Here is a 17865-nt window from a genome sequence, read left to right on the forward strand (position 1 = left end):
ACCGATCATGAGCCAGTTGATCCGGCATCTGGCACCCCTGCCCCTCCAAGCCAGGCAAAGCCTGACATTCGATCGAGGGTTGGAGTTCGTATCATGGCGCGAGCTCGAGCACGGCATGGGAACGACCGCCTGGTTCTGCGACCCCCAGGCGCCATGGCAGAAGGGCACGGTCGAGAACACAAACAAGCGTGTTCGACGATACCTGCCGCCGGAAACGATCGTGCTGGATGTCAGCAATCAGGAGATCCGTTCCTTGTGTGACCGGCTGAATGACACGCCGCGCAGGTGCCTGGGATTTCAAGCGCCAAGGGAGATGTTCAGCAGACATCTATTGGCTCTGGAAAGGCAATGCGTGTAGCTTTCGAGGTAGCGTTGCATTCAAGCTGGAACCAGCACCGCGACATGGAAGTGTTCTGGTCCTGCGAAGGTAGAGTGCTACGCTTCCCCTCGTTTGAAAACGCCGTGACAAGCGGACGGGAATGATCGAACGGCGCTGTCAGCACATCACCACCGCCGCGCTTCCCTTTCATCGCGTTCAGCGTAAGCTATGCCGACCGATCGGCGATGGAGGATGGCGATGAGGCGTGCGGCTTTGGGGATGGGGTTTGCTGTGGTCTTGGTGTCGGCCTCCCAAGGGCTGGCAGCCGAGCCGGTGGACACGGCGCGGTCCGTAATTGGACAGCAGATCGAAGCTTTTCTCAACGATGATGCAGCCAAGGCCTATTCCTTTGCTTCGCCGCAGATCAAGGGGCTGTTTCCGAGCGAGGCCTTGTTTTTCGAGATGGTGAAACGCGGTTACCGTCCCGTCTACCGTCCGGGGAATTATGCCTATGGGCGGAGCAAGGTGGACGGGACCACGGTCGTGCAGGAGGTTCTGATTTCCGGGCCTGACGGCAAGGACTGGACGGCGCTGTATTCTCTGACGCTCCAACCGGACGGGAGCTACAAGATCAACGGCGTGCAGATGCTGCAGCAAGCGCCGGGCCCGGAAATCTGATGCGACGTCACGGCCGCGACACGCCAGATCGGTGAGCCTCGGCATGATGTCCGGGCACGGCCCGACCGGGCCGTGCGTTTCATCTTTTCAGACCGGCGCGAGATCACCCCTCGCCCATTCGTCCTGCGTTTCGGCCATGAAATCAGCATAGCGGCCTTCCTCGATCGCCTGGCGGATACCGGCCATCAGGTCCTGGTAGTAGGACAGGTTGTTCCAGGTCAGGAGCATGCCGCCGAGCGATTCATTGGCGCGAACGAGGTGGTGGAGATAGGCGCGCGAATAGTCGCGTGCGGCAGGGCACGTGGAGTGTTCGTCCAGCGGACGCATGTCCTCTGCGTGGCGGGCATTGCGCAGGTTGATGCGTCCACGACGCGTGAAGGCGAGGCCGTGACGCCCGGAACGGGTGGGCATCACGCAGTCGAACATGTCGATGCCGCGGGCGACCGATTTGAGGATATCGTCGGGTGTCCCGACGCCCATGAGATACCGCGGCTTTTCGACAGGCAGTTCCGGGCAGGTCGTGTCCAGCATGTCGAGCATGACGGCCTGGGGTTCGCCCACGGCAAGGCCACCGACCGCATAGCCCTTGAGGTCGAGGCCCGCCAGTGCCCGCGCCGAGCGTACACGCAGATCCGGGTTGTCGCCGCCCTGAACGATGCCGAACATTGCCTTGCCCGGCTGATCGCCGAAGGCGGTCTTGCACCGGTCGGCCCAGCGCAGCGACATTTCCATGGCGCGCTCGATCTCGCGTGGTTCGGCAGGCAGACGAATACATTCGTCGAGCTGCATCTGGATATCGCTGCCGAGCAGGCCCTGGATCTCGATAGACCGTTCGGGCGACATATGGTGCAGGGCGCCATCGACGTGGCTCTTGAAGGTCACACCCTGTTCGTCCAGCTTGCGCAGGCCGGAAAGCGACATGACCTGAAAGCCGCCGCTGTCCGTGAGGATCGGGCCCTGCCAGCGAATGAGGTCATGCAGTCCACCGAGACGCGCCACCCGTTCCGGGCCCGGGCGCAGCATCAAGTGATAGGTGTTGCCGAGAATGATATCAGCCCCGAGATCCTTCACCTGATCGAGATACATCGCCTTCACGGTGCCGACGGTGCCAACCGGCATGAAGGCGGGTGTGCGAACGGTGCCGCGCGGCATGGACACCGCGCCGCGACGCGCCTTGCCGTCGGTCGCGGTCACGGTAAACTGGAATGTCTCTGTCATGGGCTGTTCCGGAAAAGCAGGCTGGCATCGCCATAGGAGTAGAAGCGGTAGCCATCCGCGATGGCCGCAGTATAGGCGCTGCGCATGGTGTCGAGCCCCGAAAAGGCGGAGACGAGCATGAACAGCGTCGATTTCGGCAGATGGAAATTGGTCATCAGGATATCGACGGCGCGGAACCGGTAGCCCGGCGTGATGAAGATGCCGGTCGGCCCCGACCACGGCGCGATGTGTCCGTCCTCCGACGCTGCACTCTCGAGCAGGCGAAGCGAGGTCGTGCCGACGCAGACAATGCGCCCGCCCCTCGCCCGCGTGGCGTTCAGGCGTTCGGCAACCTCGGCGGAGACATGACCGATCTCCTGATGCATCGTGTGGTCATCGGTGTCGTCGGCCTTGACCGGCAGAAAGGTTCCGGCGCCGACATGCAGCGTGACAAAGTGGCGCTCGACACCGCGAGCGTCCAGCGCGGCGAAAAGTCGATCCGTAAAGTGCAGTCCGGCCGTCGGTGCGGCGACGGCGCCGTCTTCGCGGGCGTAGACTGTCTGATAGTCTTCGCGGTCCTTCATATCTTCCGGACGCTTGGAGGCGATATAGGGCGGCAGCGGAATATGCCCGACGACGGCAATGGCCTCATCGAGGGCAGGACCGGACAGATCGAACGCAAGCGTCACCTCCCCGCCTTCGGTTTTTGCTTCGACGACCGCGTCGAGCGCGCCGAGAAGGCAGCTTTCTCCGCCATGACCGAAGCGGATCCGATCGCCCGGCTTGATACGCTTGCCGGGCCGGGCGAAGGCCTTCCAGCGATCCGGCGCGATCCGCATGTGAAGCGTGGTCGAGACAGCCTGTTCAGTGGCACCATCGCGAAAGCGGATGCCTTCAAGCTGCGCGGGGATCACCTTCGTGTCGTTGAACACGAGCGCATCACCCGGCTCGAGAAACGACGGCAGATCAATCACGCTGCCATGTTCGAGCGATTGCCCCGGACGCACCACGAGCATGCGGGCGCTGTCCCGGGGGCTGGCCGGCCGCAAGGCGATGTTGTCGTCCGGGAGATCGAAGTTGAAGAGATCGACACGCATGGCAAGCACTTCTTGAAAATGGAAAAGGCCCGCCCGACAGCCGCAGGGGCGATCGGACGGGCCCTGTCCTAGCCCAGATCAGGCGTTTGCGGCAATCTTCATCGACACGATGCTGTCGGGATCCTTGACGGGCTCGCCGCGCTTGATCTTGTCGATGTTCTCCATGCCCTCGATGACCTGGCCCCACACCGTGTACTGCTTGTTCAGCCAGGGGCTGTCCGTGAAGCAGATGAAGAACTGGGAGTTGGCCGAGTTCGGCATCTGGCTGCGCGCCATGGAGCACGTGCCCCGCACGTGGCTTGTGGCGGAGAATTCCGCCTTCAGATCGGGCTTGGACGAGCCGCCCATGCCGGCACGGGCAGGATTGAAGTCCTTGCCGCCCTGCTTGCCGAACTGGACGTCACCCGTCTGTGCCATGAAATCTTCGATGACGCGATGGAACACGACGCCATCATAGGCGCCTTCCTGGACCAGTTCCTTGATGCGCGCGACGTGACCCGGCGCCAGATCGGGCTTCAGCTCGATCACGACCTGTCCCTTGGTCGTTTCCATGATGATCGTGTTTTCCGGATCCTTGATCTCGGCCATGCTTTTCTCCTTCAAAGAATGCTGATGTTACTTGCCGACCTTGACGCTGATCATGCGGTCGGGATTGGTGACGGCGCCGCTTTCGCCCTCGCCCTTCTTGATCTTGTCGACGTTTTCCATGCCCGAGACGACCTGGCCGACAACGGTATACTGGCCATTGAGGAACGAGCCCTCGTCGAACATGATGAAAAACTGCGAGTTCGCGGAGTCCGGGCTCTGGGAGCGTGCCATTCCGACGGTGCCGCGCTTGAACGGCGTCTTCGAGAATTCGGCAGGCAGATCGGGCTTGGATGAACCGCCCATGCCGGCGCGTCCGGCTTCGAAGTTCTTTTCGAGGTTGCCGTACTGGACGTCGCCGGTCTGCGCCATGAAACCGGGAATGACGCGGTGGAACGCCACGTTGTCATAGGCGCCTTCGGCGGCCAGTTCCTTGATCCGCGCAACGTGCTTCGGGGCGATTTCGGGAAGCAGTTCGATGACGACGGGCCCGCTTTTCAGGTTGATCGTCAGAAGGTCCTTAGCCTGGGCGACGGCCGCGCCGGTGAGCATTGCCAGGGATACTGCGCCTGCAAGGGCAAGCTTGAAGAATGTCATGATGGCTCCGTGTTTCGTCTGCGATTTTGCTGTGGCTGTATCGATATAGCGTCGAAAGCGGCAAGGTCAGCGTTGCGCGTAACGAATTGCCAGCGCTTGAGCCACCACTTTCGGCACGAACGGGCCGACATCGCCGCCCATGGCCGCGATCTGGCGGACCAATGTGGCGGTTATGGGCCGCGACGCGGTTGCGGCGGGAATGAAGACCGTCTGGACATCCGGCGCCATCTCGCGGTTCATTCCGGCCATCTGCATCTCGTAGTCGAGGTCCGTGCCGTCTCGCAGTCCGCGGATCAGGATCGACGCGCCATGGCGCCGTGCCGCCCGAACCGCGAGATCATCAAACGAAACGACAGTGACATCGTCACTCCGGCCCGGCAGTTCCTGCCCGAGAGCATGGCGGATCAGCGTCGCGCGTTCATCGAAGGAGAACAGCGGTGCCTTGCCGGGATGCACGCCGATCGCAACGACAAGAGACTGCACCACGGCCAGAGACTGCGCGAGGATGTCGAGATGCCCGTTCGTGATGGGATCGAAGGAGCCGGGGTAGAAAGCTGTCGTCATCGCACCGTGTTCCGTTTCGGCAGTCTTGTGTCATGCCCGCCAGACCGGCGCAAGATCTACTGATGCTTCGCCGTTGCACGCTGTCACGCCACTGCGACAGTAGAGACAAGAATAGATCGTGACAGCGTGCGGAACCTTTTTCCGCGCTGCCCCGTTGAAGGTGCAGAAAGGATGACTGCCATGGGATTGATGCTGTTTTCGATGATGATGTTTTTCACCATGATCTTCGCGACGGTGAATGCAATGCGCTCTGAAGTTCTTTCGAAATCCAAGCCTGCTCCTCGGTTTGTCATTACAAGATAAGGATGCGCGATATGGCCGTTATCATGATGATCGTGTCGGCAGTGATTAGTATCGTGTTCCTGTTCGATTTTACGAAAACCATTCTTCAGCTGAAGCGCGACCGCGAGGCAATCCAGGCCTCCCGTCGCCACAGCGAAGGGTTTTCGATCTGACACCGTTTCCTCCCAAGGCGACCTCCAGCGCTGCGGGATACAAAAAAGCCGGACGGTTCCCTCCCGTCCGGCTTTTGCTATTCTGACCCTACAGCCGAAAGCGAGCGCTCTGTCGGCTTATTCGGAGACCGGCGGCTCGGCATCCGGCGTCTGAGACGATGTTGCATCCTGTGCCAGCTGTTCGTCGATGATCGCGACGGCCGCCTCGTCATCCTCCGGTTCGCTGATGCGCTCGACCGAGACGACCTTCTCGTCCTTCGCCGTCGAGAAGATCGTGACGCCCTTGGTGGCGCGGCTCGCGAGACGAATGCCACCCACGGGAACGCGGATCAGTTGTCCCCCGTCGGAGACGAGCATGATCTGGTCCGCGTCTTCCACGGGGAACGCCGCCACGAGAACACCGATCTCGTTCGTCTTCGACGTATCCGTAGCGCGGATGCCCTTGCCGCCACGACCCGACGTGCGGAAGTCGTAGGTCGACGAGCGCTTGCCATAGCCCTTCTCGGACACGGTCAGAACGAACTGTTCCTGCGCCTTCAGTTCGTCGAAGCGCTCCTGGGACAGTTCACCGACGACCTCGGCACCCTCTTCGCCGACGAGGGCGATTTCGTCCTCGTCACCGGCGACAGCCTCCCCGCCGACCAGACGCCGTTCGATGGATGCCCGCTTCATATAGGCGGCGCGCTCCCACGGCTCGGCGTCGACGTGGCTGACGATCGTCATGGAAATGATGCGATCATCCTTTCCGAGCGAGATGCCGCGCACGCCGATCGAGTTGCGGCCGGCAAAGACGCGCACATCGTCCACCGGGAAGCGGATGCACTGGCCGAGCGCCGTCGTGAGAAGGACATCGTCGCGATCGGTACAGGTTTCCACGGACAGAATCTCGTCGCCGTCCTCTTCCAGCTTCATCGCGATCTTGCCGTTCCGGTTGACCTGGATGAAGTCCGACAACTTGTTCCGGCGAACCGTCCCGCGCGTCGTGGAGAACATGACGTCGAGATTGGCCCAGCTGGCTTCGTCTTCGGGCAGCGGCATGATCGTCGTGATGCGTTCGCCCGGCTCGAGCGGCAGCATGTTGATCAGGGCCTTCCCGCGCGAGGTCGGTGTGCCGATCGGCAGGCGCCAGACCTTTTCCTTGTAGACGATTCCGCGCGAGGAGAAGAACAGGACCGGCGTGTGCGTGTTGGCGACGAACAGGCGGGTAACGAAATCCTCGTCGCGGGTCGACATGCCGGAACGGCCCTTGCCGCCGCGACGCTGCGCCCGGTAGGTCGTCAACGGCACGCGCTTGATGTAGCCGAGATGCGACACGGTCACGACCATGTCCTCGCGGGAGATCAGATCCTCGTCGTCCATGTCGGGACCGCCTTCGACGATCTCCGTGCGGCGTGGCGTGCCGAATTCCTCGCGGATGGCCGAAAGCTCATCCTTGACGATCGTCATGATCCTCAGGCGGGAACCCAGGATTTCCAGATAGTCGCTGATCTCAGCGCCGATCTTGTTCAGTTCGTCGCCGATCTCGTCGCGGCCGAGCGCCGTCAGACGGGCAAGGCGGAGCTCGAGGATGGCGCGCGCCTGCTCCTCGGACAGATTGTAGGTTCCGTCCTCGTTGATCTTGTGGCGCGGATCGTCGATCAGTCGGATCAGCGAGTCGACGTCATGCGCCGGCCAGCGGCGTGTCATCAGCTGTTCGCGTGCCGTCGCCGGATCCGGCGCCTCCCGGATAAGCTTGATGATCTCGTCGATGTTGGCGACAGCAATGGCGAGACCGACCAGCACATGGGCCCGTTCGCGCGCCTTGCGCAGCAGATACTTCGTCCGACGGCTGACGACCTCCTCGCGGAACGCGACGAAGGCGCGCAGCATGTCGAGCAGCGTCATCTGCTCCGGCTTGCCGCCATTCAGCGCCACCATGTTGCAGCCGAAGGACGTCTGCAGCGGCGTGTAGCGATAGAGCTGGTTGAGGATGACCTCGGCATTGGCGTCGCGCTTCAGCTCGATGACGACGCGATAGCCCTGGCGGTCGCTCTCGTCGCGCAGATCCGAAATGCCTTCGATGCGCTTGTCGCGCACGAGTTCGGCCATCTTCTCGATCATCGTCGCCTTGTTCACCTGATAGGGAACCTCGGTAACGATGATCATTTCGCGATCGTTGCGCATCGGCTCGATATGCGCCTTGCCGCGCATGATGACCGAGCCGCGGCCCGTCTCGTAGGCCGAGCGGATGCCGGAACGCCCCATGATCATGGCACCGGTCGGGAAGTCCGGTCCGGGGATGATTTCCATCAACTGCGGCAGTTCGAGCGCCGGATCGTCGATCAGCGCAATGCAGCCGGTGACGACTTCGGAGAGGTTGTGTGGCGGGATGTTCGTCGCCATACCGACCGCAATGCCGCCTGCGCCATTGACGAGGAGGTTGGGGAACTTGGCGGGGACGACGACCGGCTCCGACAGGGTGCCGTCATAGTTGTCGCGAAAATCGACGGTTTCCTTGTCGAGATCGTCGAGCAGCGCATGGGCTGCCTTCTGCAGGCGGCACTCGGTGTAGCGTTCGGCTGCCGGCGGATCGCCGTCGATGGAGCCGAAATTGCCCTGCCCGTCGATGAGCGGCAGGCGAAGCGACCAGGGCTGCGCCATGCGGGCGAGCGCGTCGTAAATCGCGAGGTTGCCGTGCGGGTGATACTTACCCATCACGTCCCCGGTGACGCGGGCGCATTTGACGTATTTCTTGTTCCAGTCGATCCCAAGCTCGCTCATGCCGAACAGGATGCGCCTGTGGACCGGCTTCAGGCCGTCGCGAACATCGGGGAGCGCACGGCTGACGATGACGCTCATCGCGTAATCGAGGTAGGAGCGCTGCATTTCCTCGATGATGGAAATGGGCTCGATGCCTGGTGGGTTCTTGCCGCCGCCGGGAGGTGTTTGCTCAGTCAATTTGGGTCACGATCGTTGGTCAGAATCAGAGGGCTATATATAATCGACACAGCGCCCATAAGCCAATTTCCGCAGGGAGTTGTGAACAGTCTTCTGTCTTTCTGGCAGCAAAAGAGCCGCTTTCCAAGGTAAACTTGGGGCTTCCGGGCCCTGCCCCTTTACCCTTCACGCTGCTTGAGACTAACTGACCGCCCGCGCGTGACGCGCACCGGAGAGCGGCATGCCCGATACCGACCTTCTGATCAACGCGCTGACCACGATCCTCGTGACGATCGATCCCCCCGGCCTCGCCCCGATCTTCCTGAGCCTCACCGCCGGGATGAGCAGGAGCGAGCGCAAGCAGGTCGCCTCTCGCGGCAGCCTGATCGCCTTCTGTATCCTCTCCGTCTTCGCGCTGTTCGGAGACAGCATCCTTGGGCTGCTCGGCATCTCCATTGGCGCGTTCCGCATCGCCGGCGGCCTTCTCCTGTTCTGGATCGCCTTTGAGATGATCTTCGAAAAGCGCAACGAGCGGAAGGAGAAGACCGGGGAGACGGCCACCCTTCGGGACCACATCGAGAATATCGCCGTCTTCCCGCTGGCGCTGCCGCTCATTGCAGGACCCGGCGCGATTTCCGCGACCATTCTTCTGGCGGGCGACAATCCCGGCACCTTCGGACGATTGCAGCTCATCCTCGTCATCGCTGTCTGCATTGCGATCCTGTTTGCAGCCCTCGTGATCGCCGAGCGGATCGACCGGTTCCTCGGTCAGACAGGGCGCGCCATCCTCACGCGCCTGCTCGGCGTCATCCTTGCCGCGCTGGCCGTTCAGTTCGTCGTGGACGGGGTGAGCTCAGCCTTCGCGCTCAAGATCTAAGCTGTTCACCGATAGGGCGATCACCTCGGCTAAGGCTACTGGTAGAAAAAGCAGACGCAGTCTGCCTTCGCAGCATCCTCGGCAGCCCAGACACGGGCCGCAAGCCGACTCGCCTCGCCGCATTCACCCAGGCGCAGACCGAGCAGGGATGTCGCCGCCAGCTTGGCGTTGACGGCATCGACCTCGACCATCTTGCCCACCTGGTGAACACCGTCGCGCGGTGTCCAGGTGAAAAATTGAACATTGTAATGCATGGCGTTCCTCCCGCTCATACCGACGCAGTCGCTCCTCAACGGCTGCTGATGAATCATAGCACGGAATCGCGGAAAGCCATACGGCTTGGGAGCTGGCGGCCGTGCCACGGGAACTTCCGGCCCCCCTGTCCGTTGCTCTTTGCGAGAACCCGAGGAGCGCGTCATCGCTCCGGACCCAAGGAGGCGAACATGGCCAAAATTCTGGACGAGCGCGGCGACGTCAGATCGACGCAGGAACTGAACAAGACGGTGACCGTGAACCCGACGGAAGCGCGGCAGGGCGGCGTTGGACGTCCGGTCCTGATGGTTCTGGTCGGCGGCCTGTTCCTTGCTCTGATCGCCTGGGGCGCAGCGGAGATGTTCGGCGAGAACACCGACAATGATGCGGCCACCGATCGCCAGCAATCGGAGCCGGTCCAGAATGGCCAGGCAACGCCCGCCAATCAGGGGACGATCGACAATACGCCGGCCAATGGCGAACCGATGCAGCCGGCCCCGACCGATCGCGATCCGACGCCCCAGACCGGGACGACCAACGGATAATCGAGCTTCGCTCCTATTGGAAAGGCCGGGTTTTTGCCCGGCCTTTTTTGTATATTCATCCTATTTAGATACAGCAGACGCCTTTGCCGCAGCTTTCGCCCGCTTGCGCCGCTCCCACCAGACGGCCGTCCGGCGGCGCTTGCGGCGGATGAACGCGGAATCATGGGAAAGCACGACAAGGCCAAGCGGCACCATCCAGAATCCGAGAATCGGAAGAAACCCGAGAAGACCGAAGACGACCAGCAGGCATCCGATGAGGACCCGCAGCCATTTTTGCCGAGGCAGCGGCATATGCCAGGACCCGACCGAGATCTGAGGTCCGTGACGTCGTGGCGGAATGGAGCCTTCGTGGGTCCGGGCTCTCTCTGCACGCCGCCCGCCAGCCTGCGGCGAACGATCCTGTCCGGATCCTTGAGGCTTGGCCGCGTTGTCATCGTCTGCCGGGCCTGCAACTGCTTCAAGCTCGTTCATCTCTCTCCATTCCGGCTGCTCTGCCATCGGACGACCGTTGTCGTCCGCTTCGTCCCTCAGGTGTGCCTCGTCGATCGCTTTGTCCACAGCGCAACGTGCTTTTTTGAAAAAAGCGCTTGGCAAATCGAAAAAGCATCCGTATTAGCAGCCTCACTTCTGCAGCGCAGATGTTCCCTGGTAGCTCAGCGGTAGAGCATTCGACTGTTAATCGACAGGTCGCCGGTTCGAATCCGGCCCGGGGAGCCATTTTCACTTGATGAACATGGCATGCGGCATCGCCGCAAATCTACCGCACCCTTCTCCACACCGCTCCGCGACTGTCATACCGCCCTGGAACTCCCGATCCGGCCGGGTGTTTGCGGTGGAAACGGAGATATACCCATGACCAGCCAGGATCAGCTTTCAACGCCAGAGCAGGCAAAGCCGCGCGACATCCTGCCGACCGCCGGCGATGAGACGTCGAGCGAAAGTCCCTCGATCGCCCCGACCTTCGCCAAACCTGAAGAGATCGGCGATGAGAGCGACCGGCCTGCCGTCAATCCGGTTACGGGCGGCGCGGTCTGAAGATGCGCACCATGATAAGGACAGGGATCGTCGTGACGGGCCTTATGGTCGCGCTCACCTCTTGTGCACCCGTTCGTGTAGAGCCGATCCCCGGCAGTATCACCTATGGCGGACATCAGCCGCGGACGAAGCTGACAAAGGCGCCGGTCGGAAGCACCTTCACAAACCAGGTCACCGACGAGATGGGGTGCCCGGCGATCGAGACGTACCGCGTCGAAACCGACAGATCCCTCACCCTGCTGCGGCGCTCCCGCCTGTCGTCATCGGGCAGCATCGGATTTGCCTGCTGACACCGCGGTTATTTGGCTGGCACAGCTGCGTCGCAGCCGGCATGCGCATGTTTTTGAAACCTTCTTGATCCACATCTCGTCCTTGGCCGTAAGACCGCCAAAGGACATAGACGGGTCAAGATGGACGACGTGCATCACCGGGGCGAAGCCCCCATTATCGTATGGTTTCGCAAGGACCTCCGGACGGACGACAACCGTGCGCTGGCCTCCGCAGCAGAAGCCGGCCGTCCGGTCATTGCCCTCTATATCCGCGAAGACAACGCGGAGACCGGTCCGCTGGGCGAAGCGCAGGCCTGGTGGCTGCATCACTCGCTGACATCTCTGTCCGAGCAGATCGAGAAGCGGGGCACGCGCCTCGTTCTTCGCAGCGGCAATGCGGAAACGGTTCTTCGCCGGATCGTCGAGGAGACCGGCGCCTCCGCCATCTTCTGGAACAGGCGATACGATCCGGCCGGCATCGCCATCGACACCGCACTGAAGGAGGCGCTTTCGTCCGATGGGATCGAGGCCGCGAGCTTCTCCGGCTTTCTCCTGCATGAACCATCCCGCGTGAAGACGAAGACAGGCGGACCGTATCGGGTCTACACCCCGTTCTGGCGCGCGGTGGAAGCAGGAGGCGAGCCCGACGAACCGATCGACGCGCCGGAGACCCTTCCCGCGCCATCGCGGTTCCCCTCCTCGGAGCCGCTCGACGCCTGGAACCTGCTTCCGAAGCGCACATGGGCCGACGACTTCTCGCAGCGGTGGGTGCCGGGCGAAGCGTCTGCGCTCGAGAAACTCGAGGACTTCACCGAAAGCACCATCCGCGGTTATCGCGCCTCGCGCGAACGGACGTGGGAGGCGGGAACCTCACGTCTGTCTCCGCATCTTGCGATGGGCGAAATCTCCCCTGCCCGCATTTGGCACGCAACGCGTGGGCTTTCTCAGGCAGAGTCCGCGGACGTCATCACGTTTCGCAAGGAGCTCGTCTGGCGGGAATTCGCCTATCATCTCCTGTTCCACAACCCTGACATGCCCACCGAGAGTCTCAATCGGAAGTATGACAGGCTCGGATGGAGCACCGGCGATAAGGACTTTGAAAGCTGGACCAGGGGACGGACCGGTTTCCCGATCGTCGATGCCGGCATGCGGGAACTCTGGCGCTTCGGGACCATGCACAATCGCGTTCGCATGATCGTCGGTTCGTTCCTCGTAAAAGACCTTCTGATCGACTGGAAGCGCGGCGAGCGTTGGTTCCGCGATACGCTCGTCGATGCCGACCCCGCCAGCAATGCAATGAACTGGCAGTGGGTCGCCGGCTGCGGAGCCGATGCATCGCCATTCTTCCGCGTGTTCAATCCCATCACGCAGGGCGAGAAGTTCGACAGTGACGGGCTTTATGTGCGCGAACACGTGCCCGAACTGGCGGACATGCCGAACGACTGGATCCATCATCCATTCGACGCACCCGCCGCTGTGCTCGCCAAAGCCGGCGTCACACTGGGCAAAACCTATCCGAAACCGATCGTCGACCATGCCAAGGCGCGCGATCGCGCGCTTGCCGCCTACCGCAATATCAAGGATGCCGCATGACCCCTATCCTTCCCGCCAGCATCTCTGGAACGAATGGAAGACTGTCGATCGCCGTGATCGGTTCCGGCATCTCCGGCAGTTCGGCCGCATGGGCTCTGCGCGACGTTCACGACGTCACCCTTTATGAAAAGGCCGAGCGGCCCGGCGGGCACACGGCGACCGTCGAGGTCGACTACGATGGTCGACGCATCGCCGTCGACACCGGCTTCATCGTTTACAACGAGCCGAACTATCCCAATCTGAAGGCGCTGTTTGCGGAGCTCGATGTCGAGACCCTGCCGAGCAGCATGAGCTTTTCCCTGTCGCTGGACCATGGCGCGCTCGAATGGCGAGGCGGCCCTTTCAGTGGCCTTTTTGCCCAGAAGCGCAATATGCTGCGCCCGTCCTTCCTGCTGATGCTGCGGGAAATCCTGCGCTTCAACAAGATCTGCCTCGTGGACCGCGATGCGGGCCGACTGTCGGAAATGTCGATCGGCGACTATCTCGATTGGCGCCGCTTTTCGCCCGGCTTCACCAACAACTATCTGCTGCCGATGGCGGCTGCGATCTGGTCGGCGCCGGCCGCTAAGATGCTCGAATTCCCGGCGGAACACTTCATTCAGTTTTTCGACAACCACCGCCTCGTCTACGCAACACCGCACCCGTGGCGCACCGTGACCGGCGGCAGCCGCGTCTATCTCGACAAACTGCTGGCGCCGCTCGGCGATCGCCTGAAGCTTGGCTGCGGCATCCGTACGATTCGTCGCGACGGGCGCAAGGTTCATGTGACGGAGGCCGACGGAACGATGCGCGTCTACGACAAGGTCGTGATCGCCTCGCATTCCGATCAGGCATTGGCCATCCTCGCCGATGCGACGCCGCAGGAACGCTCGGTTCTCGAAGCGGTGCCCTACAAACCCAATCGGGTCGTCTTGCATCGGGATCCGGCCCTGATGCCCAAGCGCAAGAAGGTCTGGGCGTCCTGGAACTACCTGCGTTCCTCACGCCCGGGTTCAGACACGCAGGTGGCGGTGACCTACTGGATGAACAGCCTCCAGGCGATCGACCCCGCCTGCCCGCTCTTCGTGACGCTGAACCCGGAACGCGAACCGGATCCGCGTCTCGTCTTCGCCGAATTCACCTACGACCATCCACAGTTCGACGCCGGTTCCGTCGAGGCGCAACGGCGCTTGGCGGCGATCCAGGGCGACAACGGGACGTACTTCGCCGGCGCCTGGACGGGCTACGGGTTTCATGAAGATGGGCTGTCATCGGGGCTTGCCGCAGCCGAAGCGCTCGGCGGCGTGATCCCCTGGCGCCTTGCATCGGCTCCTGTCTTCGCCGAAGCTGCGGAATGACCGATCGGCCCCAAGAAGACGGACGCCTGCACGGCCCGCCGACGCAAGCGGCGCTGCTCTATGTCGGGAGTGTCATGCACCAGCGGATGAAGCCGCTGGGACACAGGTTTTCCTATGACGTCTTCTCGCTGCTGGTGGACCTGGACAGGCTGGACGCGGCGGACACGCTGAGCCGCGTCTTTTCCGTGGATCGCCGCAACCTCCTGTCGTTTCACCAGAGCGATCATTCCGGGCAACGCGACCTTCCCCTCCGCACCTATGTCGATGGTCTTCTCCGGGAGGCCGGCATTGCGCAACCGGCGGCCCGCGTGCTGCTCGTCTGCTATCCGCGGATCCTCGGTTGGGTCTTCAATCCTCTCGCAGTCTACTATGCCTATGACGCGAGCAATGCGCTCGTGGCCCTCGTCTACGAGGTTCGCAACACCTTCGGAGAACGGCATACCTATGTCTGCCCCGTGTCGGATGGACAGGTGAGCGAAGCCGGGGTGCGCCAGGAATGCGACAAGGTTTTCTACGTCTCGCCGTTCATGCCGATGGCGATGCGCTACCGTTTTCGCATGGTTCCACCCGGCGAGATCATCCGCTGGCGCATTCTCGAAACGGATGCCGAGGGGCCTGTGCTGTCTGCCACCTTCTCCGGGCAGGCCATGCCGCTGACGACGGCCAATATCTGCCGTCTCGTCGGGCGCATCCCGCATCTCACCCTGAAGATCGTTGCCGGCATTCATTGGGAGGCGGCCAAGCTGTGGTGGAAGGGCGCCCGCTATGTTGCGCGGCCTTCGCCGCCTTCACCGGTCAGTGTCTGGCCCGACGACATCCGTCGTGACGCGCCGGAAAATCGCCGGTTTTCGTCGCGGTCCACCACCCACTCCGAGACTTGCAGCCCAGCCGAATAAGGCTATTTTGTGTAAGTAGATGTTAGCCGAAAGGTTGTGCGATGTGTTCAGCTGAGACATGGCGCGATGAAAAATCGCCCGCAGAGATGTTGTCCAAGGACAATATTTCTCGTTTCATTAAAGGCTTGCCTGCGAAGGCTCAGATGGTACTTCGCGGCCTGGTCCACATGGAGGCCGGTTGCCTGCGCCTGACGCTGCCGGACGGCCGGACCTTCGTGATCAAGGGACGCGCGCCAGGGCCAAATGCGGCGGTGACGCTGCACAACTGGAACCTGCCGCAGCGCGCTTTGGCGAACGGGACCATCGGCGTGGCGGAAAGCTATATGGACGGCGACTGGGAAAGCCCCGATGTGGGCGCCTTTCTCGAGCTGTTCCTTGTCAACGCCGAAATGGGCCGTCATTTTCCAAACGGTGCCCGCGGATTGCTTCGCTTCGTGGAGAAACTGCGTCACTGGATGAACGCCAACACGAAGGCGGGCTCCAAGCGGAATATCTCCGCCCATTATGATCTTGGAAATGCCTTCTACGCGCAGTGGCTCGATCCATCGATGACATACTCCTCGGCGCTCTACACGACGGGCGCCAACGATCTCCAGTCGGCCCAGCGGGCGAAATACAAGGCCTTGGCGGATGCCGCCGGTATCGGCCCGAATGACCATGTGCTGGAAATCGGATGCGGCTGGGGCGGGTTTGCCGAATATGCGGCGAGCGAAATCGGCTGCCGCGTCACGGGCTTGACGATCAGCCGCGAGCAGCTGGATTTTGCCCGCGCCCGGATGGAGAAGGCCGGCCTTGCCGACAAGGTCGATATCAAGTTTCAGGACTACCGCGACGAGACCGGTACCTATGACAGGGTCGTCTCGATCGAGATGTTCGAGGCTGTCGGTGAGAAATTCTGGCCGACCTATTTCTCCCAGGTTCGCCGATGCCTGAAGCCGGGCGGTCGCGCGGGACTGCAGATCATCACCATCAAGCCTGAATCCTATCGCGAATATCGCGCCAACCCCGACTTCATTCAGAAATATGTCTTTCCCGGCGGCATGCTGCCGACACGAGAACATCTGGTGTCGCTCGGCTCCAAGGTCGGGCTGACGATGGTCGGCGACCTCGGCTTCGGTCTGGACTACGCCCGCACGCTCGCCGAATGGCGTGAACGCTTCTGGTTGGTCTGGCCGAAGATTGAACCGCTCGGATTCGACCTCCGCTTCAAGCGGCTCTGGGAATTCTACCTCTTCTACTGCGAGGCGGGATTTCGGGCAAAAAACATTGACGTCCGACAGGTCGTCTATGAATGAGCCGTCGGACGTGCGGAATACCGGCACAGGTCGTGCGGACGCGCGGCTTCCGGTCCGCATCCTGCTGGCTTATGCCTTGCCCGCCGCACCGTTGGCGGCGCTGGGGCTTCCGCTCTACTCGCTCGTGCCGACCTATTACACCGAGACGCTCGGCGTACCGATTGCCACGGCCGGATGGGTCATCCTTCTCATCCGGCTCTTCGATGCGGTTTCCGACCCGCTGGTCGGCTATGCCGCCGATCGCATGGATCCCGCCTTCGGCCGTCGGCGCCTTCTGTTCCTGACGTCGCTTCCCATCTCTGCCCTCGCCGCGACCATGCTGTACTGGCCGGCGGAAACGGCTGGTGCAGGCTGGCTCGGCGTCTGGGGCTGCGTCGTGTCGCTCGGCTTTACCATGGCGATGGTGCCCTATTCCGCCTGGGGCGCGGAGCTCGTCGGCGATTATCACGGCCGCACGCGGCTGTCGGCGTTCCGCGAGACCTTCACGCTGCTCGGCACGCTGATCGCCATCGTCCTGCCTTTCGCGATCGGCTTCGAGCAGAAGGGGCTGTCAGGCCTGGCTGTCCTCGGGATTCTCGTCGGGGCCGGCCTGCTCGTCCTTGGCAGCCTGACTGTTTTCATCGTGCCGGAACCTGAAAACCGGACACGGACCCGTCTGTCGCTGCCGGAAGCGTTGCGCTTTCTCATCTCGAACAAGCCTTTTCTGCGCTTGGTCCTCGCTTACTTTCTCAACGGGCTTGCCAACGGCATTCCGGCGACGCTGTTTCTCTATTTCGTCTCGGCGAGGCTCGATCTGCCGGATATGCGGGGACCGCTGCTTTTTCTCTATTTTCTCTGCGCCATTGTCGGTGTCCCCATCGCCAGCGCCTGCGCCGGCCGCTTCGGCAAACACCGCGCTTGGGCTGTTGCCATGCTTGCAGCCTGTGCCGTCTTTCTCCTGGCGCCCCTTCTGCCACCCGGCAGCGTCTACGGCTTTGGCACGATCTGCGTGGTCACGGGCGTCCTGCTCGGATTCGACCTTGCGCTTCCACCGTCCATTCAAGCCGATGTCATCGACGCGGATACGGCCGTTTCCGGCGAGCAGCGAGGCGGCTTCTACTTTGCGGCTTGGGGACTTGCGACGAAACTGTCGCTCGCCATCGGCGCCGGCCTCGTCTTTCCGGTCCTGTCGGCTGCCGGCTTCGATCCGGGCAAGGGCGCCGGCAACACGTCCGAAGCGCTGTTCGCCCTGGCGGTTCTCTATGCCTGGGTGCCCGTCGGCCTGAAGCTCTGCGCTATCGCGCTGATGTGGACATTTCCGCTGGACGAGCGCATGCAGCGTCAGCTACGCGAAGCAATCGTACCCGGCAGCTGAGATA

The 17865-nt window shown here is 62.2% G+C and carries 21 protein-coding genes and 1 tRNA gene; 13 read left to right on the plus strand and 9 right to left on the minus strand.

Annotated features, from left to right (window positions below; all coding sequences use genetic code 11):
• Positions 1–358, plus strand: a 358-nt coding sequence (locus tag ASG25_RS00005; protein WP_156466856.1) for an IS30 family transposase, incomplete at its 5' end; no start/stop codon positions are given.
• Between the two features lie 240 nt (positions 359–598).
• Complete coding sequence (locus ASG25_RS00010; RefSeq protein WP_244475340.1) at positions 599–997, plus strand: DUF4864 domain-containing protein; 399 nt, start codon at positions 599–601, stop codon at positions 995–997.
• Positions 998–1084: 87 nt separating this feature from the next.
• On the opposite strand, the gene tgt is transcribed toward ASG25_RS00010, so the two are convergent.
• From tgt to ASG25_RS22455, 6 genes are all read right to left on the minus strand, one after another.
• The gene (gene tgt, locus ASG25_RS00015; RefSeq protein ID WP_062467933.1) at positions 1085–2215 is read right to left on the minus strand and encodes a tRNA guanosine(34) transglycosylase Tgt; all 1131 of its coding nucleotides are present in this window, start codon (positions 2213–2215) and stop codon (positions 1085–1087) included.
• Positions 2212–3291 carry a tRNA preQ1(34) S-adenosylmethionine ribosyltransferase-isomerase QueA gene (queA, locus tag ASG25_RS00020; RefSeq protein WP_062467934.1) on the minus strand — a complete coding sequence of 360 codons (1080 nt, stop codon included), beginning with the start codon at positions 3289–3291 and terminating at the stop codon, positions 2212–2214. The genes tgt and queA overlap by 4 nt, the downstream gene beginning before the upstream one ends.
• 78 nt (positions 3292–3369) lie before the next feature.
• Entirely contained in the window at positions 3370–3879 is a 510-nt protein-coding gene (locus ASG25_RS00025; RefSeq protein WP_062467936.1) for a peptidylprolyl isomerase, read from the minus strand.
• A 27-nt stretch (positions 3880–3906) separates the two neighbouring features.
• Positions 3907–4473 (minus strand): peptidylprolyl isomerase, encoded by a 567-nt coding sequence (locus ASG25_RS00030; RefSeq protein WP_062467938.1) that lies wholly within the window; start codon positions 4471–4473, stop codon positions 3907–3909.
• A gap of 66 nt (positions 4474–4539) precedes the next feature.
• Positions 4540–5037: a pantetheine-phosphate adenylyltransferase gene (gene coaD / locus ASG25_RS00035; protein WP_062467941.1), complete on the minus strand. Its 498-nt coding sequence runs from the start codon at positions 5035–5037 to the stop codon at positions 4540–4542.
• A gap of 83 nt (positions 5038–5120) precedes the next feature.
• Positions 5121–5309 (minus strand): hypothetical protein, encoded by a 189-nt coding sequence (locus tag ASG25_RS22455; RefSeq protein ID WP_156379900.1) that lies wholly within the window; start codon positions 5307–5309, stop codon positions 5121–5123.
• A gap of 42 nt (positions 5310–5351) precedes the next feature.
• Between ASG25_RS22455 and ASG25_RS22460 the strand changes: the two genes are divergently transcribed.
• Positions 5352–5492 (plus strand): hypothetical protein, encoded by a 141-nt coding sequence (locus ASG25_RS22460; RefSeq protein ID WP_156379901.1) that lies wholly within the window; start codon positions 5352–5354, stop codon positions 5490–5492.
• A 117-nt stretch (positions 5493–5609) separates the two neighbouring features.
• Here the strand turns inward: ASG25_RS22460 and gyrA are convergent, their stop codons facing one another.
• A complete protein-coding gene (gene gyrA / locus ASG25_RS00040; RefSeq protein ID WP_062467943.1) occupies positions 5610–8429 on the minus strand; it encodes a DNA gyrase subunit A in 2820 nt (939 codons plus the stop codon).
• A gap of 220 nt (positions 8430–8649) precedes the next feature.
• On the opposite strand from gyrA, the gene ASG25_RS00045 reads away from it, so the two are divergent.
• The gene (locus tag ASG25_RS00045) at positions 8650–9285 is read left to right on the plus strand and encodes a MarC family protein (protein WP_062467945.1); all 636 of its coding nucleotides are present in this window, start codon (positions 8650–8652) and stop codon (positions 9283–9285) included.
• Positions 9286–9320: 35 nt separating this feature from the next.
• On the opposite strand, the gene ASG25_RS00050 is transcribed toward ASG25_RS00045, so the two are convergent.
• Positions 9321–9539, minus strand: a complete 219-nt coding sequence (locus ASG25_RS00050) for a hypothetical protein (protein ID WP_062467947.1) — start codon at positions 9537–9539, stop codon at positions 9321–9323.
• A 189-nt stretch (positions 9540–9728) separates the two neighbouring features.
• Here ASG25_RS00050 and ASG25_RS00055 point away from each other — a divergent pair, with 189 nt between their 5' ends.
• Positions 9729–10082, plus strand: coding sequence for a hypothetical protein (locus ASG25_RS00055; RefSeq protein ID WP_062467949.1), 354 nt, complete (start codon positions 9729–9731; stop codon positions 10080–10082).
• Between the two features lie 60 nt (positions 10083–10142).
• Here the strand turns inward: ASG25_RS00055 and ASG25_RS00060 are convergent, their stop codons facing one another.
• Positions 10143–10373, minus strand: a complete 231-nt coding sequence (locus ASG25_RS00060) for a hypothetical protein (RefSeq protein WP_244479334.1) — start codon at positions 10371–10373, stop codon at positions 10143–10145.
• A gap of 351 nt (positions 10374–10724) precedes the next feature.
• Here ASG25_RS00060 and ASG25_RS00065 point away from each other — a divergent pair.
• The 8 genes from ASG25_RS00065 (at position 10725) to ASG25_RS00100 (ending at position 17861) form a co-directional block, all read left to right on the plus strand.
• Positions 10725–10799: transfer RNA gene (locus tag ASG25_RS00065), tRNA-Asn, on the plus strand.
• Positions 10800–10934: 135 nt separating this feature from the next.
• On the plus strand, positions 10935–11117 hold the full coding sequence (locus ASG25_RS00070; protein WP_062467951.1) for a hypothetical protein: 183 nt from the start codon (positions 10935–10937) through the stop codon (positions 11115–11117).
• Positions 11118–11131: 14 nt separating this feature from the next.
• Positions 11132–11407, plus strand: a complete 276-nt coding sequence (locus tag ASG25_RS00075) for a hypothetical protein (protein WP_062471725.1) — start codon at positions 11132–11134, stop codon at positions 11405–11407.
• Positions 11408–11527: 120 nt separating this feature from the next.
• Complete coding sequence (locus tag ASG25_RS00080; RefSeq protein WP_062467953.1) at positions 11528–12979, plus strand: deoxyribodipyrimidine photo-lyase; 1452 nt, start codon at positions 11528–11530, stop codon at positions 12977–12979.
• A complete protein-coding gene (locus ASG25_RS00085; protein WP_062467955.1) occupies positions 12976–14316 on the plus strand; it encodes an FAD-dependent oxidoreductase in 1341 nt (446 codons plus the stop codon). Before ASG25_RS00080 ends, ASG25_RS00085 begins: the two co-directional genes overlap by 4 nt.
• The gene (locus tag ASG25_RS00090) at positions 14313–15212 is read left to right on the plus strand and encodes a DUF1365 domain-containing protein (protein ID WP_082475873.1); all 900 of its coding nucleotides are present in this window, start codon (positions 14313–14315) and stop codon (positions 15210–15212) included. The genes ASG25_RS00085 and ASG25_RS00090 overlap by 4 nt, the downstream gene beginning before the upstream one ends.
• Before the next feature lie 41 nt (positions 15213–15253).
• Positions 15254–16507 (plus strand): cyclopropane-fatty-acyl-phospholipid synthase family protein, encoded by a 1254-nt coding sequence (locus tag ASG25_RS00095; protein ID WP_062467957.1) that lies wholly within the window; start codon positions 15254–15256, stop codon positions 16505–16507.
• A 10-nt stretch (positions 16508–16517) separates the two neighbouring features.
• On the plus strand, positions 16518–17861 hold the full coding sequence (locus ASG25_RS00100; RefSeq protein WP_244479281.1) for an MFS transporter: 1344 nt from the start codon (positions 16518–16520) through the stop codon (positions 17859–17861).
• The last annotated feature ends 4 nt before the right edge of the window (positions 17862–17865 follow it).

The sequence above is a fragment of the Rhizobium sp. Leaf384 genome, from assembly GCF_001424065.1.
GTDB lineage: Bacteria > Pseudomonadota > Alphaproteobacteria > Rhizobiales > Rhizobiaceae > Ferranicluibacter.